General features: G+C 72.6%; 20 protein-coding genes and 1 riboswitch. Of the genes, 15 read left to right on the top strand and 5 right to left on the bottom strand.

All coding sequences use genetic code 11. The features are described 5' to 3' along the window. Window positions 1-85: 85 nt before the first annotated feature. The 5 genes from EV279_RS04125 (at window position 86) to EV279_RS04145 (ending at window position 2,691) form a co-directional block, all read left to right on the top strand. Entirely contained in the window at window positions 86-475 is a 390-nt protein-coding gene (locus EV279_RS04125) for a hypothetical protein (protein WP_133541637.1), read from the top strand. A 1-nt stretch (window position 476) separates the two neighbouring features. Further along, the gene (locus EV279_RS04130; protein WP_133541638.1) at window positions 477-878 is read left to right on the top strand and encodes a phage holin family protein; all 402 of its coding nucleotides are present in this window, start codon (window positions 477-479) and stop codon (window positions 876-878) included. Then, a complete protein-coding gene (locus tag EV279_RS04135; protein WP_133541639.1) occupies window positions 868-1,140 on the top strand; it encodes a hypothetical protein in 273 nt (90 codons plus the stop codon). The genes EV279_RS04130 and EV279_RS04135 overlap by 11 nt, the downstream gene beginning before the upstream one ends. Window positions 1,141-1,348: 208 nt before the next feature. After that, window positions 1,349-2,146 carry a uroporphyrinogen-III synthase gene (locus tag EV279_RS04140; RefSeq protein WP_133541640.1) on the top strand — a complete coding sequence of 266 codons (798 nt, stop codon included), beginning with the start codon at window positions 1,349-1,351 and terminating at the stop codon, window positions 2,144-2,146. 86 nt (window positions 2,147-2,232) lie between these two features. Then, window positions 2,233-2,691, top strand: coding sequence for a hypothetical protein (locus tag EV279_RS04145; RefSeq protein WP_133541641.1), 459 nt, complete (start codon window positions 2,233-2,235; stop codon window positions 2,689-2,691). 6 nt (window positions 2,692-2,697) lie between these two features. Here the strand turns inward: EV279_RS04145 and EV279_RS04150 are convergent, their stop codons facing one another. Further along, on the bottom strand, window positions 2,698-4,170 hold the full coding sequence (locus EV279_RS04150; protein WP_133541642.1) for a hypothetical protein: 1,473 nt from the start codon (window positions 4,168-4,170) through the stop codon (window positions 2,698-2,700). A 154-nt stretch (window positions 4,171-4,324) separates the two neighbouring features. Then, window positions 4,325-5,824 carry a hypothetical protein gene (locus EV279_RS04155; protein WP_133541643.1) on the bottom strand — a complete coding sequence of 500 codons (1,500 nt, stop codon included), beginning with the start codon at window positions 5,822-5,824 and terminating at the stop codon, window positions 4,325-4,327. A gap of 95 nt (window positions 5,825-5,919) precedes the next feature. On the opposite strand from EV279_RS04155, the gene EV279_RS04160 reads away from it, so the two are divergent. From EV279_RS04160 to EV279_RS04170, 3 genes are read left to right on the top strand one after another with little or no spacing between them, the layout of a single operon-like run. Further along, complete coding sequence (locus EV279_RS04160) at window positions 5,920-7,470, top strand: hypothetical protein (protein WP_133541644.1); 1,551 nt, start codon at window positions 5,920-5,922, stop codon at window positions 7,468-7,470. Then, a complete protein-coding gene (locus EV279_RS04165; RefSeq protein WP_133541645.1) occupies window positions 7,467-9,191 on the top strand; it encodes a histidine kinase in 1,725 nt (574 codons plus the stop codon). The genes EV279_RS04160 and EV279_RS04165 overlap by 4 nt, the downstream gene beginning before the upstream one ends. A gap of 44 nt (window positions 9,192-9,235) precedes the next feature. Further along, window positions 9,236-9,838 (top strand): response regulator transcription factor, encoded by a 603-nt coding sequence (locus EV279_RS04170; protein ID WP_243728430.1) that lies wholly within the window; start codon window positions 9,236-9,238, stop codon window positions 9,836-9,838. On the opposite strand, the gene EV279_RS04175 is transcribed toward EV279_RS04170, so the two are convergent. Then, window positions 9,831-10,658, bottom strand: a complete 828-nt coding sequence (locus EV279_RS04175) for an ABC transporter permease (RefSeq protein ID WP_133541647.1) — start codon at window positions 10,656-10,658, stop codon at window positions 9,831-9,833. The two genes, EV279_RS04170 and EV279_RS04175, sit on opposite strands and share 8 nt — an antisense overlap. Further along, a complete protein-coding gene (locus EV279_RS04180; protein WP_133541648.1) occupies window positions 10,655-12,592 on the bottom strand; it encodes an ABC transporter ATP-binding protein in 1,938 nt (645 codons plus the stop codon). The genes EV279_RS04175 and EV279_RS04180 overlap by 4 nt, the downstream gene beginning before the upstream one ends. A 153-nt stretch (window positions 12,593-12,745) precedes the next feature. Here EV279_RS04180 and EV279_RS04185 point away from each other — a divergent pair, with 153 nt between their 5' ends. Genes EV279_RS04185 through EV279_RS04200 form a run of 4 tightly spaced genes read left to right on the top strand, consistent with a single transcriptional unit; the run spans window position 12,746 to window position 16,131 of the window. Then, on the top strand, window positions 12,746-13,804 hold the full coding sequence (locus EV279_RS04185; protein WP_133544590.1) for an enoyl-CoA hydratase/isomerase family protein: 1,059 nt from the start codon (window positions 12,746-12,748) through the stop codon (window positions 13,802-13,804). 4 nt (window positions 13,805-13,808) lie between these two features. Continuing rightward, window positions 13,809-14,684: an LssY C-terminal domain-containing protein gene (locus tag EV279_RS04190; protein WP_133541649.1), complete on the top strand. Its 876-nt coding sequence runs from the start codon at window positions 13,809-13,811 to the stop codon at window positions 14,682-14,684. Beyond that, on the top strand, window positions 14,681-15,190 hold the full coding sequence (locus EV279_RS04195) for a hypothetical protein (RefSeq protein ID WP_133541650.1): 510 nt from the start codon (window positions 14,681-14,683) through the stop codon (window positions 15,188-15,190). The genes EV279_RS04190 and EV279_RS04195 overlap by 4 nt, the downstream gene beginning before the upstream one ends. A gap of 11 nt (window positions 15,191-15,201) precedes the next feature. Continuing rightward, window positions 15,202-16,131, top strand: a complete 930-nt coding sequence (locus EV279_RS04200; protein WP_133541651.1) for a J domain-containing protein — start codon at window positions 15,202-15,204, stop codon at window positions 16,129-16,131. Between the two features lie 134 nt (window positions 16,132-16,265). Here EV279_RS04200 and EV279_RS04205 read toward each other — a convergent pair whose 3' ends face one another. After that, window positions 16,266-17,747, bottom strand: a complete 1,482-nt coding sequence (locus EV279_RS04205; protein ID WP_133541652.1) for a D-alanyl-D-alanine carboxypeptidase — start codon at window positions 17,745-17,747, stop codon at window positions 16,266-16,268. Window positions 17,748-17,786: 39 nt separating this feature from the next. Beyond that, a riboswitch (TPP riboswitch) is annotated at window positions 17,787-17,896 on the top strand. Here EV279_RS04205 and EV279_RS04210 point away from each other — a divergent pair. The 3 genes from EV279_RS04210 (at window position 17,887) to EV279_RS04220 (ending at window position 20,927) form a co-directional block, all read left to right on the top strand. Continuing rightward, window positions 17,887-18,516, top strand: a complete 630-nt coding sequence (locus EV279_RS04210) for an ECF transporter S component (protein ID WP_133541653.1) — start codon at window positions 17,887-17,889, stop codon at window positions 18,514-18,516. (Overlaps the previous riboswitch by 10 nt.) 1 nt (window position 18,517) lies before the next feature. Further along, on the top strand, window positions 18,518-19,990 hold the full coding sequence (locus EV279_RS04215) for an ATP-binding cassette domain-containing protein (protein WP_243728431.1): 1,473 nt from the start codon (window positions 18,518-18,520) through the stop codon (window positions 19,988-19,990). A 136-nt stretch (window positions 19,991-20,126) separates the two neighbouring features. Next, window positions 20,127-20,927 carry an energy-coupling factor transporter transmembrane component T gene (locus EV279_RS04220; protein WP_133541654.1) on the top strand — a complete coding sequence of 267 codons (801 nt, stop codon included), beginning with the start codon at window positions 20,127-20,129 and terminating at the stop codon, window positions 20,925-20,927. The last annotated feature ends 7 nt before the right edge of the window (window positions 20,928-20,934 follow it).

Raw genomic sequence — 20,934 nt, forward strand, 5'->3', positions numbered from 1 at the left:
CGATCTGTCAAGGGCGGATGCCGTGAGCGGCATGCCGCACTAACCTGGGATGACGCAGCACCCCCCGAGCGTGAGGAGACGCGCCATGAAAGGCAAAGTAGGACTCGTCATCGGTCTCGCAGCAGGCTACGTGCTCGGTTCGCGCGCAGGCCGCGAACGGTACGAGCAGATCAAGTCGCAGGCGCTCAAGGTCTGGAACATGGACCCGGTGCAGGATCAGGTCGACAAGGTCAAGGACTTCGCCAAGTCGAGCGCCATGGCGCTTCCGTCGACGCTGTGGGACAGCGCCGTCAAGGTGACGAAGGCGGCGACGTCCAAGGGCACCCCCGGCCAGAGACTGGATGCCTCGATCAAGGTCGGCAAGGAGTCCGCCGACGACATCGGCAGGGCCGCCGGCACCTCCGCCGCAGCTGCGCAGGACGCCGTCGACGACGTGATCGACGACAGCGCCGGCGCCGGCCGCGGCGGAGCGTGACATGACGACTCCGCGCGGATTCCGCGACCGCGCCGACGAGAGTCTGCTGACTCTCGTCGGCGATGTGCCCGACCTCATCCGCAACCTGGTGATGGCCGAGGTCGAGGCGGCCAAGGCCTGGATCCGGCGCACGTCGAAGGACGCCGGCATCGGGTCGGGCTGGATCATCGGAGCGCTCTTCCTGCTCTTCTGGTCGATCCCGCTCCTCTTGGCCTTCATCATCATCGGCCTCTCGTCGTGGATGCCGGTCTGGGTCGCGTCGCTCATCGTGCTCGTCGTGCTGATCCTCGGCGCAGCGCTCTGCGGCCTGCTCGGCTACCTGCGCTGGCGCAAGGTGGTCAAGAGCCAGAACCCCGCTCAGTCGATCGTCATGGATGTGGAGGCAGTGCGCGATGAGCTCTGAGGTCCCGGTGCCCCGCACCGCCGTCCCGCTCGGCATCACCGACCCGGTCGAGAAGGCCCGCGCCGAGCTCAAGGCGACCCTCGCCGCGATCGAGGTCAAGGCCAACGTCCCCCGCCGGCTCACCCGTGCGAGCACGCGGGCCCGTCGCACCGCTCGCGAGTTCAGCCGCGACAATCCCGTCGCCGCGACGGCGATCGTCGCGACGGCCGCCGGCGTCGTGGGGGCGATCGTGTGGGCGATCGTGCGCTCATACACGCGCTGATCCGCTTCCGCTCCGGTCGTGCCCCGGTCCCGCGCAGGACTGCTGCCCCGACACCCGTCGGGCGCCGGGGTATGCTCGGAGGCAGGCAGTGCGATGGCGCGGATGCTGCCGACGTCGCGAACCCCTCCTCGGGAGCGGGTTCCCGGTCGCACGTCGGCTGTCCGAACGTGGGGCGGCTGACCGAGTTGTACCCACGAGAGTCGACCCCATGAACGCTTCACCACAGCAGCCTGCGAAACCCCTCGCGGGGTGGCGCGTCCTCGTCCCCCGCGGCGGACCCTGGGGCGATGGCGTGGCCGCCTCCCTGCGCAAGCAGGGCGCCGTTCCCGTGATCGCTCCGCTGATCAACTTCGCCCCGTCGAACGATCAGGCGACGCTCGAGGAGGCCCTGCGCGACCTGGCCGACGGGGCGTTCGACTGGCTGACCCTCACGAGCGCGACGACGGTCGACGTGCTCTACGCCTATCGCGCCGTCATCCCCGCCTCGACCAAGGTCGCCGCGGTCGGCGAGACGACAGCGGCGGCCCTCCTCGCCGTCGGGTATCGCGTGGATCTCGTCCCGGAGCGCGACAACTCCGCCGCGGGCATGGCCGAGCAGCTCATCGCCCTCGAGCCCGAGCCGCGGGATGTGCTCACCCTGCGCAGTGAGATCGCCAAGCCCGTTCTGACACGGATGCTGTCGGAGGCCGGGCATCGCGTGCGCAGCGTCGTGGCGTACCGCACGGTCGGTGTGCCGGTCACCGAGAAGATCGCGCACGACGTGCGCAGCGGCCGCATCAACGCGATCCTCGTCACGAGTGGATCGGTCGCGGAGCAGGTGCAGTCGCAGTTCCCCGACATCCCGCCAGCCACCCTCATCGCCGCGATCGGACCGCGCACCGCGAAAGACGCGCGCCGCGCCGGTCTCTCGGTCGACGTCGTCGCCGACCGGCAGACGGTCGACGCGCTGATCGATGCGGTGGCGCAGTTCCCGCTCCCGCACGCGGCGGACGAGTTCGCCCCCTGACGCGCCGGTGCCCGCGTCGCCCGATCGTTGCCGTCCTGTGAGCAAACAGCTCCGTTCCGTCGCCAGGGCGCTGGCAGACTAGTCGCATGGTGACGCTTCTGCTGGACTCGACCCGTCTCGAGGTCGTGTTGTCGGGCACCGAGCGCCTCCTCGCATTCCACAAGGGGAATGTCGCGATCGAGCGATCCGCCATCTCCAAGGTGCAGCTCACAGACGATGCCTGGACGTGGCTTCGCGGGGTTCCCAGCCCCGGCACGCACGTGCGCGGCGTCGTGGCCATGGGCACGTGGAAGTCGGCGGGGAGCGAGGACTTCGCGATCATCCGCCGTCACCGCGCCGGCGTCGTCATCGACCTCGAGGGTCACCCCGAGTTCCAGCGCGTCGTGCTGACGACCCGGCACGGACTCGCGCTCGTCCAGGCTCTGCGACTCGACGTCGCCGCCGACGACGCGGCCGCCGACGTGGCCGACATCGCGGCGAAGGCGGCGCGCCGGCCGCGCAAGCGCCGGCCGGCCGTCCCGGTCCCCGCGCCCGGGGTCAGCTGATCCCCGTCAGCCCACCCGCGTGAGCGGGCTGCTCGAGAACAGGTAGACGTCGCTCTCCAGGCCCTCCATGGCGGTGAGCGTCAGCGCGTCGGCGTCAACCGCGTAGGTGGCGGAGAAGAACTCGCCGCCTGGCCCGCAGTCGCCGCCCGGCAGGTAATCGACGACCACCCGCGTGCCCTCCACCGCGTAGGACCCGACGCACCCGAAGACCTCGCCGCTGGCGTGGTCGGCGATCAGCTCGAACGCGCCGTCGTCGAACACCAGTGTGAAGAATCCGGCCGCGTTCCGCGCGTCGGTGGGCGTGAGGCCGGCTGCCAGCAGTCCCTCCACCGTGTACTCGGGCGTGCGATAGCGGCCGTTGAGCACGGATAGGTCGCCCGGATCCGCGGATCCTCCGGCATCGGTCGAGGCCGTGCCGGAGCATCCGGCCGGCACCGCGACCGTCTCGGCGGGAGTCGCCTCATGCACCGACCGGGCCGTTTCGAACAGGTCGCGGGTGGACGCCGACGCCGCGAGCTCCTCCCAGATCGGGGCCACGCGCGCCCGGAGCGCCTCAAGATCCGCGGCCGAGGCCTCGGCGAGACGCGCCCCGCTGGCGCACGACGATTCCGCAGCGGACTGATCGAGGGCGGCGAGCTCGCCCGCTCGTGCGAGCACAGCCGTCGCCGCCGTCCGCAGGATGCGCCTCACCCGTTCATCGCCCGCTGCGACGCCGTCGGGGCTCGCCACGAGCGCGGACACCCGTGGCCACAGACCGACGTTGGCGGTGGCGTACGGGAGGGTCTCCTCGCGGTCGCTGTCCTGCATCACGAGCGAGTTCTCCAGCACCGCGATAGAACCCTCGAAGATGCCGGTGTCTCGCTCTTCGAAGCTCACGTCGACGGGTGACGCGTCGAGAAGCTCGAAGCTCCGCGCGTTCTGCCCGGAGTGGAACGACGCGACGACCTGTCCGGACCAGTCGTCGGGGCCGACGATCGCCGACTGCGCCGCGAGCGGTCGGCGCACGGCTCCGGGCATCAGGGCGATACCGGTCACGCCGGCGGCATCGACGGCGGCGAGGGCCGCCTCAGCCTCCTCGGAGCCGAGAATCGCCTGCTGCTGCGCGTAGCCGTCGAGAAGGAAGGGAGCCGTGAGAGGAAGCAGGGCATCGACGCCCAGTCCCTCGAAGACGCGCGTCCCCACCCACCCGAGCTCCGCCTCGCCTGCCGCGACCTTGGCCACGAGCTCCTCCTCGATCGTGGGCCGATCCTCGCAGCAGCTTCGGACGACCTCGATCGTCACGACGCCGTCGCTCTCCTCGGAGACCGCTTCCGCGAACCAATCAACTCCCGGGTCGAGCTCTGCCCCGCCGTCGATGTGCAGCATTCTGAGCGTCGTCGGCTGCAGCGGCTCGGCCGCGGGTCCCGCGCAGGCCGTGAGGCCGAGCCCGGCGACCGCGACGACGGTCATGGCGAGTGCGAGCTGCGGCGTCCTGTTCATGGGGTCCTCCTCGGGCCGATGCGTTCCGCTTCCGGAACGCTATGACCGCCGGGGTGTCCGCCTCATCGTGGCGGCCGCGGGATCTCGCAGACGTTCGCCCGTCGCCAGCCGCGACGGACCGGGATGCCGGGTCGTGGCTGTCCACGAGGAGAGATCAGCGGATCCGGACCCAGTCCTGGCTGCCCCACAGCACTTCGGAGGACGCCTTCCCACTGGGTCCGTTCGCGCCGGGACCGACGTCGAGGAACCGGAGCACACCGTCCTCCAAATCCCATCGCGCGCTGAACAGCTCCTGCCCGGCGACCGAGCCGCACGCCGCCTCTCCGCGACCGAGAGTGACGACGACCCGATCCCCGACGACGGCGTACGTCGAGCCGGGACATCCGATGTCCCAGACCCGTCCGTCCCGGAACGTGAGCGTCCAGATCCCGTCATGATCGTGCGCGAACGACGCGTCGACGCCGGCCGAGGTGAAGTCCTCCACCGTCAGTTCGGCGCGGTAGGTGCCCTCTGGGAAGACGCCGGCGGTGTCCGGAGGCGCCGCCGCCGTCGTCGTCAGCTCGGGCTCGCACGGCGTCGCAACGCGCGGGGCGTCGGCGAGCTCGTCGCGCAGCGCGAGGACGTCCTCGAAGAGCGGTCCTGCCACGGGATCGGCGGTGACCTGGTCCACGATCGGCCGCACGCGGTCGAGCAGATCGCGCTGCGCCGCGCTCCCCGCGTGCACGACCCACCCGCCTTCGTCGCAGTAGACGGCGCCTTCCGCCGGATCCGTCCGGTGGGCGGCGAGGACTTCCTCCCGCGTCCGCTCGGCGGCTCTCTCGACCCACTCGCGCTCCTGCGGCGCGAGTGTCGCGAACCACGGTCCCGAGGCGACGACCACGTTGAACTTGGCGCCGAGGGTCACATCCGAGGTGAAGATGCCGGTCACCGGCAGGCTCGCGCGCTGCGCGAAGGCGCTCTCGGCGCCCTGCACCCTGCCGGAGAAGACCGCCTCGCCGAAGTCGCCCTCCAGCTGGACGGCGGTTGCGCCGAGTGCCTCCAACGTGCGGCCGACATACGGATCCACGACGCGGAGCGAGGCTCCTGCGAAGTCGGGAACGGACTCGAAGGGCGCCGAGAACCCGACCGGGTGACGGAGGGACTCCGGCAGCAGCGCGAGTCCCCGGGCGCCGAGCTCGTCGATGCCCTCCAACAGGCGGTCGGACAGCTGCTCGGCGACCCTCGTCATCAGGGCATCGCTGTCGACGGCGAAGGGGGCCTTCAGCGCCAGAAGACTGGCCGCGCCGGCTTCGGCCAGCGTGAAGTCGGGGACGACGGCCACCTCCCCGGCCCCGTCCAGCAGCATCCGCGTCACGTCCTCGTACGGTACGCCTTCGTACTCGTTCTCGGCGCCCGGCTCATCGGCCCGGTCGCCCAGATGCGCCCGGTGCTCGACCTCGACCATCAGAGCGCCCGAGGAAATGTCCTCGAGCGCGTCCGCGAAGATGCGTGCCGCGTCGGATGCGGGCCGGCCCTCTCCGTCTGCCAAGAGAAGGGTGACGGTCTCCGCCGTCACGCCGCCGCCGGATTTCGACGCGGAGACGCTGCCGCACCCGGCGAGCGCCGCGACTGCTCCGGTCGCGGCGATGATCCCGAGGCAGCGCCGTGCCAGCATCCGACACCTCCACCGTCAGTATGCTCGCGAGTCACGCGTGCCGCATCGTGGCTCGCACGGAGGCGGACGGCGCCGCCCGGTGGGAACATGGATCCGTGACGACCGCCGTCGCGGCCGCTCGCGCCGGCATCGTCGCGGCGGGGGCGATGTGGGGAGGCTGCACCGCCTCTGTGGCCTACGACGTCGATGCGCTATGGCTGTGGGCGACGGATGCCGTCGTCGTCATCGCCTTCGCACTCGTGAGCGCCGCCGCGCTTCCTCGCCATCCCGGTCTCGCGATCACGGCCGGTGCCTCCGCCCTCGCGTGGTCGCTCGGGTCGGTACTCCCCGCCGCGGTCTTCTGGCACCGGGGTGCCATCGTCCTGCTCCTCCTCGCCGCGCCGCGTGCGTGGCCGGCTTCGCCGCTCGCTCGGACCGCTGTGATCACAGCGATCGTCGTCTCGGTGCCGCCGACCGTGTGGGGACGGGATGCCGCGGCCCTCGTCCTGGCTGTCGCCCTCGTCGTCGTGCTGACCATCTGTCGCAGAGTCCTGGCGGAAGGCGCCCTGCCGGCGGGACTGCTGTTCGCGGCGGTGATCGCCGGCTCTGCCGTGTGGCACGTCGTCGCTCCCGACCCTGCGCTCCTCGGCGTTCGGGCGGTCGTCTATGCGCTGGGTGTGGCGGCCGTCGCCGCCCTGTTCCTCGTCGGGGAGCGCCGTACCTCGGCGGTTCGTACGGCCGACGAGTTGATCAGCCTCCCCGCCGGAGCCGAGGGGCTTTCGGAGCGTCTGGCGGCAGCCGTCGGGGACCCCGGGCTGCGTGTGGGCCGCTGGGACGGCGATCGCGCGGTGTTCGAGGATGCCGAGGGTCGGCCGCTCGACAACCCGCGCCCGGGGCGCACTGTGGTCCTCTTCGACGGGGCGGAGCGGATCGCGGTCGTCGCGGACGCCGGCCGCCTGTCCGATCCCGCTGTACGCGAAGGGATCCGGCGGGTGACCGCCCTCGCCCTCGAGCGAGATCGCCTGGACCGAGAGCTCGCGCTGCGACTCACTGAGGTCGCGCTGTCGAAAGCGCGTCTCATCGACGCCGCCGAAGAGGAACGTGAGCAGCTGCGTCACCGGCTCGACTGTGAGGTCGGTGAACCGCTGAGGCATCTGGTGGGGGCGATCGAGGACGCCGTGCGCGACAGCCAGCCGGCTCAGGCGGAACACCTCGAGCGCGCCCGGGCAAGCGCCGGCAGGGCGCTCGACGACCTGATCGCGCTGAAGGGAGGGCTCCCGCCCGCGACACTGGCGGAGGGACTGGCGCCCGCCCTGCGCGGTCTTGCGGAAGGCTCGCCTGTCCGGGTCGAGGTCACGAGCCCTGAGCGGATCGACGCCGGCATCGCGACGACGGTGTTCTTCGTCTGCGCGGAGGCGTTCGCGAATGCGATCAAGCACGCACGTGCGACCGTGGTGCGGATCCTGGTCGAGATCGACGCGGGTGTCTGTCGGGCGACGATCGAGGACGACGGCACCGGACGTGCGGAGGTCGTTGCCGGCGGAGGGCTTCACGGGCTGCGCGAGCGAGTGGAGGCACGGTCCGGTGCGCTTCGGCTGGAAACGTCGGGGGACGGCACGCGGGTCATCGCCGAGCTTCCGGTATCTGCAGCGGGAGTACCCGCATGAGCTCTCTGCCGACGAGCCGCGGGCCGATGGGCCGCTGGGCGGGCTGGGCGCTGATCGCCCTGGCCGCCGCAGGCGTGCTTGGTGCGGGGTCCATCGTGACGGCCGGTGAGACACGCGCGGGCCCGGGGCCCATCACCGGGTGGACGGGGGCGGATGCGGCCGTGGGCTGCATCGCCGCCGCCGCCGTCGTCGCGGCCGCGGCCCTCGTGGCGTTCGTCGGTGGTCCTGACGCACTCGCGCGCACGGTGGCGCTCGCGGTCGTCGGCCTCTGCGCCGTGGCGCCGGTCTACGTCGTCTGGTCGGCGGTTCCCCCGACTGTGGCCGTGATCGCCGCAGCCATCCCCGCCCTCGCCGTCCCCGCCCTCACCCGGCTGGCCGCGGTATCGGCGGACGGGAACGCCGGTGGGCAGGGTCGGCGCGATGGCTTCTCTCGCGCCGTCGCCGCGGCGTGGCTCGTGTGCGCGATCGCCGTGGTCGTCACCGTCGCCTTTCGCGATCCGTTCCTCGACCCGGAGTGCCGGGGACCGTGCGCGACGGGATCCACGCTCGTCGTGCCCGTTCCGGAGCTGGTCGCAGCGGCGCGGGTGGCGGTGGGAGCCGTCGCCGTCGGATGCACTGTCCTTGCGGTGGGAAGACTGGTCCGGAGCCGGGCAGCGTCGTACGCCGTGCTGATCGGGTGGGCAGCGGTGCCGGCCCTCGCCCTGCTGACGTGGTCGATGGTCGACGCCGCAGCGCCCGAACTGTGGAGCGGGCTGGACGCGGCTGACGCCGCGCTGGCGGCGATGGCGCTCGCCATCCTCGCGATCGCCCATCTCACGCAGGCGACGGGCGTCCTCCGGCGCCGCCAGGCGATGGAGCGACTCGCCGATGAGCTCACGGCCGAGCTCGGCGACGATGCGCTCGAGGCGCGCCTTCGCAGCGCGCTGCGCGATCCGGCCGCCCGAGTCGCCTTCCCCACGCCGACGGGCGGTCTCGTCGCCATGGACGGGACCCCCACGCCGGGCGACCACGGTGCTGCGGCAACCGCGCTGCGCCGCGGCGCGGAAGTCGTGGCCATCCTGCTCCACGCTCCCGACGTCCGCGCGGAGGAGCTCGCCTCGGCGATGGGACCGGCAGCGCTCGCGGCGATCGCGAATGCCGGCCTCCGGGCGCGGATCCGCGCGGTGCTCGACGAGCGGCTCCGGTCACGCCTGCGGGTGGTCGAGGCGGCCGACGAGGCGCGCCGCCTGCTCGAGAGGGATCTGCACGACGGACTGCAGCAGGACCTCCTCGTCCTGCGCTACGACCTCGCGCTGGCCGCGGGCGCCGGCAGCCGAGAGGCGAGCACGTTCGGCGCGGAGGCGGCCGACCTCCTCGAGCGCACGCGCGCGATCGCGCACGGCGTCTTCCCGGCCGTCGTCGACGACCTCGGCGTCGAGGCCTCACTCGATCGGCTCGCGGAGGACTCGCCGATCGTGCTCGAGACGGACGTCGACGTGCCGGCCCGGCCGCCGCCGGCCATCGAGCGCACCATCTACCTCTTGGCACGCCACGCCGTCGGGGCGGCGGATCCGTTCCGGCCGCTCTCGTTCACGGTGCGGGCCGGCCCGGAGTCCGTCACGGTCCACGCCAGACCGTCTCGGGCCGCCGTCGTGGCCCCGCTGGAGGATCGCGTCAGTGCTCTGGGAGGTTCTGTGGAGGAGTGGGAAGACGCCTGGCAGGTGGTGCTGCCGTGCGCGTAGTGGTCGCGGATGACTCCCTGCTCACTCGGGAGGGAATCGTCAGGATGCTGCGCGAGGCCGGGGTCGATGTCGTCGGACAGGCCGCTGACGCCGTCGCGTTGACGCCTCTCGTGGAAGACGTGAAGCCGGAGGTCGCCGTCATCGACATCCGGATGCCGCCGAGCTTCACCGATGAGGGATTGCGTGCGGCCGCCGACCTGCGCGAGCGGAACCCGGCGCTCGGCATCCTCGTGCTCTCGCAGTATCTCGAGTCGTCGTACGCCATGCGGCTCATCGAGGACGTCCCCGAGCGGACCGGCTACCTGCTGAAGGACCGGCTCGCCGACATCGGCATGCTTGTCGACGCCCTGCGCCGCATCGACGAGGGCGAGACCGTCATCGACCCCACGATCGTGACGCGCCTGCTCGGCCGGCGCCGCGCCGCCGATCCGCTGGACGCCCTCTCGGCGCGCGAGCGGGACGTTCTCGCCCTGGTCGCGGAAGGGCTGTCGAATAGTGCGATCGCCGCGCGTCTGCACATCGCCGACCGCACCGTCGAGACCCACGTCACAAGCATCTTCCTGAAGCTCGGCCTCGTCGACGAGCCGACCTCGCACCGGCGGGTGCTGGCGGTGCTCACCTTCCTTCGGGCGCCCGGGGTCAGCTGACGTCGCGGCGCCAGCTCGTCAGATACCCGACCGCGACGAGCACGGCCGCGTACCCGAGCAGCACGAGCCCTCCGGCCCACCACTCGAGTCCCTCGGTCGCGGCGCCGGTCTGAGGCATGCTGACGGAGAAGACGCTCGCGCCGACGAGGGCATCGCTCGCCGCGCCGGGCAGATACTGCGTCACGTCGTCCAGCCCGTCGACGAAGGAGGCCGCCGCTCGCGCGACCGGCTCCAGGAACTGGGTGAAGACGAGCACGCCCACGATGGCGCCGACCTGATTGCGCACGAGCGCGCCGATCCCGATGCCGATGAACACCCAAAGGACGTAGGCCAGCAGCATCCGCCCCAGCATCGCCCAGGTCTCGGACGACGCGAAGCCGGTCTCGACTCCGTACCCCGCGAGGAACGCCGCCGACGGGACGACCGCCGCCACGACCCCCACGACGCCGTACAGCAGTCCGAGGAGGACGCCGACGACGAGCTTCGCCCACAGGACCGTTCCGCGCCGCGGGGTCGCCAGGAAGGTCGGAGTGAGGGTCTTGTGCCGGAACTCGCTCGTGACCATGAGCGTGCCGATCAGGAGCGGGAAGACGTAGCCGACCGAGGTCGCGGTGCTGTAGAGGACCGGCGGCAGGCTCTCCTCCGGGATCTGCGGAGCGCCGGCCCCTCCGATGGCGCCGGTCGCCGACGCCGAGAACACGAACCCGAGCACGGCCGCCGTGAATCCGACATAGGCGAGCAGCACGATCGCGAGGATCCACCACATCGCCGTGGTGAACTGCTTGGTGGTCTCGGAGCGCGTCGTCGTGGCGAGGGTCATCGGGGCTCGTCTCCTTCACTCTGCTCGTGGTGCCACTCGTCGCGCCGCTCGTCCTCGTCTTGGGCCGGCCGGTCAGCCGGCTCCTCCGGCTCCGAGTCTGCCTCGACCGCCTCCTCAGCCGTCAGCGGCTCCGGCTGGGCGTGCCAGTCGGGTGGCGGGGCGCCGAGCTCGTCGGGCTCGGGCGTCTCCAGCTCAGTGACGAACGGTCCGTCCTGTGCAGCTTCGGCAGATGCCGCGCTCGCGGTGTGCTCGTCGAACGCGGCGAAGAAGCGGTCGGCCTCGCGGTCCGCGTCGGTCTTCACATACCGCTCCCACGGCCGGTCGGAGGACTCCGGCGCGGGCTCCTCGGCCTCCGTCCCGGTCTCCCGCGCCGAGTCCTCGCCATCCGCCTCGACCGGTGCGACCGACGCCCACTCGGCGGAGGCCGTGTCTCCAAGCTCGGCTTCGTGCTCATCCGGCTCCGCCTCGGCGGGCTCCGCGGGCTCGGCCTCCCGCTCGTCGGCCGGTGCGACCGAGTCCCACTCCTCGGTCGCGGTGGCCGGCTCTGCGCGCAGAGTCTCGTCCGGCCCGGCATCGGCGGCGGCCTCGTCGTCGTCGACGGTGAAGATCTCCTCGGTGACTCCGCGGTCGGCAGCCGCGTCCGGCTGCTCGACTGCCTCGTCGCGGACCTCTTCGCGCGCGGGCTCGCCCGCACGCACGGCGTCGCCGGAAGCCGTGGCCGGGATGATGTCGATCACGCCGGTGCTCGCCACGGCGAACCCGGCGGGCGCGGCGGCATCGGCATCCGCTGCGGTCCCACCATCCTCCGTGACGGCCGCGGGCCCTCGGCCGGCGGCCTCCGCCTCCACGACAGGGGAGAGGTCGTCCGCGGCGTGCGTCTCGGCGACCAGGGGGAGGTCGTCCCCGGCGTGCGTCTCGGCGATGTCGGCGGGGTGGTCCGTCGCCGGCGCCGGGGACGTGACCGGCACGCCGGCGACGGCTGCCGCGGCGCGTGGACCGTCGGCGGGCGTGTGCGACCACCCGCCCGCGCTGGAGTGGACGCGCGTCCCGTTGACCAGGTCGAGGAACACCTCCTCGAGGGCGGGTCCGCGACGGTGCAGAGATGTCAGCGCGATGCCGGCATCGGCGGCCAGCTGTCCGACGTCGGCGGGGTCGAGGCCGCGTACCGTGAGGCCCGAGCGCAGCACCTCGACCTCGACGTGCGCGTCGCGCAGCGCGGCCGTCAGCGCCGCACGGTCGCGGGAGTCGACGACGGTCGCCGACTCGGACGGGTCCGACAGCTCGTCCAGGCCGCCCTCGAACACCAGCCGACCGCCCGCGATGATGAGGAGCGCATCGACGGTCTGCTGGACCTCGGCGAGGAGGTGCGACGAGACGAGCACCGTCCGGCCCTGGCGTGCGAGTTCGCGCAGCAGGCCGCGCATCCACCTGATCCCCTCGGGATCGAGGCCGTTGGCCGGCTCGTCGAGCACGAGCACACCCGGATCGCCGACCAGGGCGTACGCGAGGCCGAGCCGCTGGCGCATGCCCAGCGAGTAGCCCCCCACCTTGCGCCCGGCGACGTCGCCCAGACCGACGAGCCCGAGGGCCTCGTCGATGCGCGCCTGCGGAAGGCCCGCCGCCTGCGCGTACACCTTGAGGTGGTTCGCCGCGGTGCGACCGGGGTGGAAGCTGGATGCCTCGAGCACGGCGCCCACCGACTGCAGCGGATTCCTCAGCTTCGCGTAGGGCACGCCCCCGATCGTCGCCGACCCCTCGGTCGCGCGTACGAGGCCGAGGAGGATGCGCAGCGTCGTCGTCTTGCCGGCTCCGTTCGGGCCGAGGAACCCGGTGACCCGCCCGGGCTCGACACGTGCCGTGAATCCGTCGACGGCGGTGACGGCGCCGAAGCGCTTCGTGACCGCGGAGAATTCCAGCACCTGTCCCTCGGGCATGCGAGAACCCTCTCGTCGTCGGAAGCCGTTCTCCCTATCTTTGCGGAAAGTCCCCCGTGGCGCGAAGGTACGGCGGGACCCCCGGCGGGGCGGTGCGACCGCTTCCTTCCGAGGATTCCGGGGAACGGTAACGTGTCCGGAGTGAGCGAACCGGTGGGCGGCCCCGAAGACAACGTGCTCGTGCACACGAACGGATCGCTCGCCCGGCTGACGCTCAACCGGCCGCGCGCGATCAATGCGCTCGACCTCGACATGATCCGGGCCGCCTCCGCCGCGCTGGACGCGTGGGAGCACGACCGCGACGTCGACATCGTGCTGCTCGACGGAGCGGGGGAGCGCGGCCTCTGTGCGGGCGGAGACGTCCGCGGACTGTACGAGCGCACGGTCGCGGGGGATGCCGCGTCATCCGCCGTCTTCTTCCGCGAGGAGTACGCGCTCAACGCCCGCATCGCGGAGTACCCCAAGCCCTTCGTCGCGTTCGCCGACGGCATCACGATGGGCGGCGGGATCGGCCTCGCCGGCCACGCCGCGTTCCGGGTGGTCACCGAGCGGTCTCAGCTGGCCATGCCCGAGACGCGGATCGGCTTCACCCCCGACGTCGGCGGCTCGTGGCTGCTCGCCCGGGCGCCGGGGCGGCTCGGCGAGTACCTGGGGCTGACCGGACGGACGATGGATGCCTCGGACGCCATCTACGCGGGGTTCGCCGACCACTTCGTGCCGTCCGAGAGTCTCGACGGCCTGCGGGACGCACTGCAGACGCGGGCCGACCCGTCCGGACCCGCCGAACTCGTCCTCCTCTTCGATGAGACCCCGGACCCGCCGAGCCTGCGCGCCGCCCGGGGCTGGATCGACGACGCCTTCGCCGCGGACTCCGTGCCGGAGATCATCGACCGCCTGCGCGCCCGGCCGGAGGAGGAGCCGAGCGCGACGGCGGGGCTCCTCGAGCAGCTCTCGCCGACGGGTCTGGCGGTTACCCTCGCGGCCATCCGCCGGGCCCGGGAGCTGCCGGGCCTGCGGGCCGCCCTCGCGCAGGAGTACGGCCTGGTCATGTGGTTCGCGACGACGCAGCCCGACCTCGCGGAGGGCATCCGCGCGCAGGTCGTCGACAAGGACCGCTCGCCCCGATGGCAGCCCGCGACCCTGGCGGATCTTCCGGCGGATGCCGCGGCATCCGCCCTCTCGTTCACCCCCGCGGTTCCGCTCTGGGACTGACGCGATGGCACGCGAGTCGGGACCCCGGGACGGATCGGACCGCCGTGCGCGCAGCTGGTCGCTCGGGATCGCGCTGGACTGGTTCTTCTTCGTCTTCGCCGGACTCGCCGCCATCTGGCTCGCCTACCTCAGCCTCACCGAAACCTTCAGCACGGGCTGGTGGGGCATCCTTCTCGCCGTCGTCTTCTGGGGGCTGCTGGCGTACCTGGTGCTTCCCCGCCTCCACCGCATCCTCACGACGATCTACGTGCCGGACTACTTCATCGGCCGCACGCGGACGAGCGACGGTCTGCTCGGCGACCCGGTCAACCTGGCGCTGATGGGCACGGGCGAGCAGATCGAGGCGGCGATGTCGGCGGCAGGCTGGACCAAGGCCGACCCCATCACGCTGACCTCGACCTGGCGGATCATCGCGTCGACGCTCGCGGGCCGCAGCTACCCCGAGGCGCCGGTGAGCCCGCTCTTCCTGTTCGGACGGCAGCAGGACTTCGCCTACCAGCAGGACGTCGACGACAGCCCGGCGCAGCGGCACCACGTGCGGTTCTGGCAGTGCCCGGACGGCTGGCTCCTCCCCGGCGGACGACGCGTGGACTGGCTGGCCGCCGGCACGTTCGACCGGCGCGTAGGCCTGTCGCTCTTCACGCTGCAGGTCACCCACAAGATCGACGCCGAGACCGACATCGAGCGCGACCACATCATCGCGACCTTGACGCTCGCCGACCCGCGCATCGACGTGCGGATCATCGAGGACTTCTCGACCGGCTACCACGCGCGGAACGGGGGCGGCGACTCGATCTCCACCGACGGCGACCTGCCGATCGTCGACGTGCGCGACGTCACGGTGCCCGCCGGGGACGGCGACGAGGCGGCGGCCCTGTGACGAGCCCCGCGAAGCGCCCGTCCTACGAGCCCGCCCGGCGGCTGCTGAAGCCGACGGGCTACGACCCCGACATGAAGCGCCCCGTGACGACGGTCGCGGGTGCCGTGCTGGTGTTCCTGCGCGCGGTGGTGGGGCTGCTCTTCCTCGCCGAGCTCGGACTCAACTGGAACCTCGTCGCCACCCAGAGCGCGATCGCGATCGACGGGCTGACCGATGCCGAGGCGATCGGGTTCGGGCTCACGGTCATCCTCGTCGCGGCGGCGGTGGTCATCCTCGCCGACGTGGCCTTCGCGATCCTCATCCTTCGCGGGCACAACTGGGCCCGTGTCGTCGTCATGTTCGTGGCCGTCCTGTCGATCTCCGTCGCATTCATCTCGTGGTGGCTGGAAGACCTGGAAATCACCCTCAAGACGAGCCTGCTCTCGACGGCGCTCGATACGCTGATCCTCCTCGCGCTGTCCAGCCGGAGCGCGGCCGCCTACGCTCGGCGCAACGAGCGGCGCTGAGAGGATCCCGCATGTTCGATTCCCCCCTGTCCGCTTCGGCGTATCAGGTGCTGGGCGTCGAGCCGACGGTCGACGAGGAACAGCTGCGCAGGGCCTACCGGCTGCGGCTGCGTCAGACCCACCCCGACACGGGGGGCGAGGCATCCGTCTTCATCCAGGTGCAGCGCGCGTGGGAGCTCGTCGGCACGCCCGACGCCCGGGCGGCCTACGACCGCGGACACGGATTCGGCGCGCAGAAGGGGCCCTCGTTCAGTCCGGATGCCCCGGCGTGGCGCCCTCCCTCTCGGCCCGCCGACACCCGGCCCCGCGCACGGTCCTACGGCCAGCCCGGCGGCTGGCGCCGCGAGCGGTATCTCGACCTCATGCGGGAGTGGGTCGGTCGCGGAGTCGAGCTGCCCGATCCGTACGACCCGGCGCTCGTGCGGTCGGCGCCGCGCCTGCTGCGCCGCCTCCTCGCCGACGCGCTCGCCGAGGAGGCGACCGCGCGGGTCGTCGCCGACCTCGGCATGGGGTACACCGTCTGGCACGACGTCGCGGCGGGCCGGGCGTCGGATGAGAAGCTCGACCACGTCGTGCTCGGACCGAGCGGGCTCTACGGCATCCTCTCGGAGGACTTCGGAGGACCCGTGCGGGTGCGTCGCGGCGAGCTCGCGGGCGACGGCATCGAGGGTGCGCCGGTCGCCACGCTCGTGGCGCACGTGCGCGCCGTCGCGCGCGCGGCGCGCGTGAAGTTCAGCGGAGCGATCGTCGTGCTGCCCGACGAAGACCTCGAGCAGCCGATCGAGGAGATCGGCAGGGTGCGCGGCGTGCCGGTCGCGGTGGTGTCGCGCAGCGCGCTGTCGACCATCCTCCGCCGGGGGGTGACGGGCGCCCGCGAGATCGGCGGGAACGAAGTGTTCGACGTGCGCACCCGGCTGCAGCACGCCGTCCGCCACGTCTAGGCGCTTCTCGCGGGTCCGGGGCGTCTCGTCGCGCTTCGCTCGCTCGTCGACCGGGAGCGGCACATCCCGGTCGTGGCGCGAGGGAGCGCTGCGACCGAGACGGAACGCGCCGAGCCGGCGATGGACCGCGAGCCTCAGCCGGCGAGACCGAACAGCTCGAGCGGGTGGGTGAGCCGCCACCACGCCGACGGCGGCTCGATGTCGCCGTCCAGCGAGACCTCGACCGTCGCGGTGTTGAGCGGTCCCGTCACGCTCAGCGAGCCCACGACGTCGCCCGCGTCGCGGAGATCGCCGAGCTCGAGATCCGTCGTCGTGGTTCCCGCCGCGCCGTTCCACAGCACCACGGAGGCATCGGCATCCGTCACGACATCCGCGCGGTCTCCCCATGCTGTGTCCACGGTTCCGACCGTGGTGCCGACCGGCACCGACGGCTCGACCTGCAGCTCGCTCTCCAGCTGCGCGAACAGCGCGCGCGTGGCCTCGACGCGACGCGGGTCGTCGGGCTGGCCGAGCACCGACGCGTACAGGCGCACCGGGGTGTCGCCGACGGTGATGTTCTTCGCGGCGAGGAGGTTGAAGTCGTCCAGCGACCCGGTCTTGACGCCGATGACGCCCGGGTCGGCCAGCAGTCCGTTGGTGTTGGTCACGCGGCCGGCGCCGGGGAGGTCGACTTCGCGCTTGGCGACGATCTCGGCGATCACCGGGTTCGCGAGGGCCTTCTGCGCCAGCGGGATGAGCGCAGCGGCGCTCGCGGTGTTGCGCCTGTCGAAGCCCGTCGGCTCGGCGATCGTGATGCCCGGCACCCCGTGCGCCTCGAGCCAGTCGTCGGCGGCGCGGGCGAAGACGGCGTCGTTCGGCCAGAGGTTGCTCGCCAGGCGGTCGGCGTAGTTGTTCGCCGAGCCGATGAGCATGCCCTCGAGCAGCTGGTACTCCGTGAGCGTCCCGCCGGCCGGCACGTCGAGCGCGGACTCCCCGCGGCTGCGATAGCCCCAGTACGCCGACCGGTCGTTGGAGGTGAAGCGGTACTCCGGGCCCTGCTCGCCGAGGGCGAGCGGCATCTCCTCCAGCACGAGCAGAGCCGTCACGACCTTCGTGATGCTCGCGATCGGGGCGGCATCCTGGGTCGAGGCGACGGTCCCGTCGAAGCCCTGCACGGCGACGGCGCCGGATCCCTCGACGGGCCAGGCCGGCGTCGTGACGGCGGAGGGGACCGCCTGCACGGCGACGGCTTCGATGGTCGGGGTGACGGCAGTGAGGGGCCAGAGCAGCGTCGTCGCGGCGTAGCCGGCGAAGAGGAAGACGATGATCGCGAACGGCACGAGGACGCCGGCCCTCCAGGGCGAGCGTCGCAGCGCCTTGGCGAGGAGATCCGGGCCCAGGACGGCGGCCGTTCCGCCGGCCGCAGAGGTCTCCCGCGGTGAGAGGGCGGTCTGTGCGACGGATTCCTCGTCCACCCACGAGAACGCGACCTTCGCGGCCGCCGGCGTCGGGCTGAGCCGGGCGTCCGACGGGTCGACCGGCTGTTCCGGAGAAGGTGCCGGCTCGCCGAGCACGACACCGCCGGTGTCGGCGCGCACGGCGCGCCGCGACGGCGGTCCGGTGTCGGCGAGAGTCACCCGCTAAAGGTACCTCGGCCGTCCGCGCGATATAATCAACGCCACAACCACGGGAGTCCGGTGTGCCGGGCTGAGAGGGAGCGAACACGCTCCGACCGTCGAACCTGATCTGGATCATGCCAGCGCAGGGAGGAGAGAGATGCACGTTTCCACGTCTTCCCCCACCACCACCTCGGGTGCTCGGCACCGGCTTCGGTGGCGGGTCGTCGACATCGTCGTCGCGAGCGTCATCGGCGTCGCGTCGGGCTTGATCTTCCTGTTCTGGAACATCGGCTACCTCGGCCCCAAGGCGCTGCTGGAGCCGCTGCTTCCCGGCCTCCAGGGACTGCTCGACGGGCCGTGGCTCTTCGCCGGCGTGCTGGGCGCGTTGATCATCCGCAAACCCGGTGCGGCCGTCTACACCGAGACGCTCGCGGCCGTTGTCTCGGCCCTCGTCGGCAACCAGTGGGGCGGCTTCCTGACGCTCGAGGCCGGGCTCGTGCAGGGCCTCGGCGCGGAGCTGGTGTTCCTCGCGTTCTTCTACCGCGTGTGGAGCCTTCCGGTGGCGATGCTCGCCGGCGCCGGCGCCGCGCTCGCGGGGGGCGTCAACAACCTCCTCCTCTGGTACACCGGGTCGGGCGCGACCTTCACGGTCGTCTACCTCATATCGACCGTCGTCTCGGGCGCGCTCCTCGCGGGGGCGCTGCCCTGGGCGCTCACGCGAGGTCTCGCCCGCACCGGCGCCCTCGACCGCTTCGCCTCGGGCCGCGAAGCGCGCGTGCGCGTCTAGCGTGCCTGGCCGGACGCCGGGTCCCGCCGCGGTCGAGGCCCGAGGCTGGGGCTGGCGACATGCCAGCCGGCAGGCGTGGGCGATCCGGGATGCCTCGTTCCGGATCGAGCCCGGTGAGCGGGTGCTGCTCCTCGGCGCCTCGGGGTCGGGCAAGTCGACGCTCCTGCACGGGCTCGCCGGGGTGCTCGGCGGTGACGACGAGGGCGAAGCGGAGGGCGAGCTGCGCGTCGGCGGCCGGCCCGCGGCATCCATGCGGGGCGCAGCGGGGCTCGTGCTGCAGGATCCCGACGCGCAGGTCGTCCTCGCCCGCGTGGGCGACGACGTCGCCTTCGGCTGCGAGAACCTCGGCGTCCCGCGCCAGCGGATCTGGCCGCGCGTCCGCGATGCGCTCGACGCCGTCGGGCTCGACGTGCCGCTGGACCGGCCTACCAAGGCGCTCTCCGGCGGGCAGAAGCAGCGCCTCGCGCTGGCCGGCGCGCTCGCGATGCAGCCGGGCCTCCTGCTGCTCGACGAGCCGACCGCGAACCTCGACCCGGCCGGCGTCGTCGAGGTGCGCTCCGCGGTCGAGCGCCTGCTGGAGCGGCACCCGGCCACGCTCGTGGTCGTCGAGCACCGCGTCGAGGTGTGGCTGCCGGTCGTCACGAGGGTCGTCGTGCTCGGAGGCGGGGGAGTCGTCGCCGACGGCGCGCCCGACGACGTGCTGGGCAGGGAGGGGAGGCGCTTGGCCTCCGAAGGGGTGTGGGTCCCCGGCATCCCGCCCGCGGTGCCCGGGCCGCCCGTCGCCCCGCCGGGGGCGGATCTGCTCACTGCCCGCGACCTCGCGGTCGAGAGGGTGAAGGGCCGTCCCGTCGCGAGCGGGATCGAGGTAGAGGTCCGGGAGGGGGCGGTGCTCGCGGTCACGGGGCCCAACGGTGCGGGCAAGTCCACGCTGGGGCTCACCCTTGCGGGTCTCCTGCCCCCTGACCGCGGCGACCTGGCGGCGACGGACGCGCTGGCCGGCGGCGCCGGTCCTGCGCCGATCCGCTGGACCTCTCGTCAGCTGCTGACCCGCATCGGCACGGTGTTCCAGGACCCCGAGCACCAGCTGCTCGCCCGGACGGTGCGCGACGAGCTCGAGGTCGGTCCGCGCGCGCTCGGGCTCGACGAGCGCCGGATGTCGCCTCGCGTCGACGAGCTCCTCGCCCGGCTGCGACTCGACCGGCTCGCCGCGGCGAATCCCTTCACGCTCTCCGGCGGTGAGAAGCGCCGGTTGACCGTCGCCGCGGCGCTCGCCACCGCGCCCCGCGTGCTGGTGCTCGACGAGCCGACGTTCGGGCAGGACGCGAGGACCTGGGCCGAGCTGGTCGACCTCCTCGCCCGGCTCCGCGACGGGCGGGCCGGCGACGAACGCTCGGCCATCGTCGCCATCACGCACGACCTCGACGTCGTGCGGGCGCTTCACGCCGACGTCCTCGAGCTCGGGGCGGCGCCGTGACGGGGCGTCGGGCGGGGCTCCCGTCGCGTTGTGCCGATCAGCGGAGGGGATTCCGCGGGGGGAGGGCGCGACCCCCGCTCGGGGTCCTCCTCCGGCTCGATCCCCTCCGCTCCCCTCGCGGAGGGGAGGAGATGGCATGACGCTCCTCGAGACGCACGCGCGGACCGGCGTCGTGGCGCGCATCAACCCCGTGGCCAAGCTCGGCGCGAGCGCCCTCATCGCCCTGCCGCTCGTGCTCACGCTCGACTGGGTGTCGGCGTCCGTCGCACTGCTGCTGGAGTGCCTGCTCTTCCCGTTCGCGGGGATCGGCTGGCGCGAGTTCTGGGCGCGCACGTGGCCCGTCTGGCTCGCCGCGCCCCTCACCGCCCTGACGATCGCGCTCTACGGCGAGACGTCCGGGGAGGTGTACGTCGACTGGTTCCTCGTGCGGATCAGCGAGGGGTCGCTGGAGCTCGCCGTCGCGACCTTCTTCCGCGTGCTCGCGATCGCCCTGCCGTCGGTTGTGCTGTTCGTGACGGTCGACCCCACCGACCTCGCCGACGGCCTCGCCCAGGTGCTGCGCCTGCCGGCGCGGTTCGTTCTCGGGGCGCTCGCCGGGCTGCGCATGGTCGGCCTCTTCATCGACGACTGGCGCGCGCTCGAGCTCGCCCGCAGGGCGCGGGGCGTCGCGGACCGCGGGCGCACGCGGCGCTTCGTCGGGATGGCGTTCGCACTCCTCGTGCTCTCGATCCGCCGCGGGTCGAAGCTCGCCACCTCGATGGAGGCTCGCGGGTTCGGCGCGCCCGTGCAGCGCACGTGGGCGCGCGAGTCGCGCTTCGGCGGACGGGAGTGGGCGCTCCTGGCGATCGGGGCGGCCGTCTCGGCGGTCGCCGTGGCGGCCGCCGTGCTCGCCGGCACATGGAACTTCATCCTCGGCCCGGGCTCGATCGGTGCCTGACTCGCGG

The organism is Microbacterium sp. BK668 (assembly GCF_004362195.1).
Classification (GTDB): Bacteria; Actinomycetota; Actinomycetes; order Actinomycetales; family Microbacteriaceae; genus Microbacterium.

Coding starts and splice junctions, on each gene's coding strand:
- EV279_RS04125 (WP_133541637.1), top strand. CDS start 86: ATGAAAGGCAAAGTAGGACTCGTCATCGGTCTCGCAGCAGGCTACGTG.
- EV279_RS04130 (WP_133541638.1), top strand. CDS start 477: ATGACGACTCCGCGCGGATTCCGCGACCGCGCCGACGAGAGTCTGCTG.
- EV279_RS04135 (WP_133541639.1), top strand. CDS start 868: ATGAGCTCTGAGGTCCCGGTGCCCCGCACCGCCGTCCCGCTCGGCATC.
- EV279_RS04140 (WP_133541640.1), top strand. CDS start 1,349: ATGAACGCTTCACCACAGCAGCCTGCGAAACCCCTCGCGGGGTGGCGC.
- EV279_RS04145 (WP_133541641.1), top strand. CDS start 2,233: ATGGTGACGCTTCTGCTGGACTCGACCCGTCTCGAGGTCGTGTTGTCG.
- EV279_RS04150 (WP_133541642.1), bottom strand. CDS start 4,170: ATGAACAGGACGCCGCAGCTCGCACTCGCCATGACCGTCGTCGCGGTC.
- EV279_RS04155 (WP_133541643.1), bottom strand. CDS start 5,824: ATGCTGGCACGGCGCTGCCTCGGGATCATCGCCGCGACCGGAGCAGTC.
- EV279_RS04165 (WP_133541645.1), top strand. CDS start 7,467: ATGAGCTCTCTGCCGACGAGCCGCGGGCCGATGGGCCGCTGGGCGGGC.
- EV279_RS04170 (WP_243728430.1), top strand. CDS start 9,236: ATGCTGCGCGAGGCCGGGGTCGATGTCGTCGGACAGGCCGCTGACGCC.
- EV279_RS04175 (WP_133541647.1), bottom strand. CDS start 10,658: ATGACCCTCGCCACGACGACGCGCTCCGAGACCACCAAGCAGTTCACC.
- EV279_RS04180 (WP_133541648.1), bottom strand. CDS start 12,592: ATGCCCGAGGGACAGGTGCTGGAATTCTCCGCGGTCACGAAGCGCTTC.
- EV279_RS04190 (WP_133541649.1), top strand. CDS start 13,809: ATGGCACGCGAGTCGGGACCCCGGGACGGATCGGACCGCCGTGCGCGC.
- EV279_RS04200 (WP_133541651.1), top strand. CDS start 15,202: ATGTTCGATTCCCCCCTGTCCGCTTCGGCGTATCAGGTGCTGGGCGTC.
- EV279_RS04210 (WP_133541653.1), top strand. CDS start 17,887: ATGCACGTTTCCACGTCTTCCCCCACCACCACCTCGGGTGCTCGGCAC.
- EV279_RS04220 (WP_133541654.1), top strand. CDS start 20,127: ATGACGCTCCTCGAGACGCACGCGCGGACCGGCGTCGTGGCGCGCATC.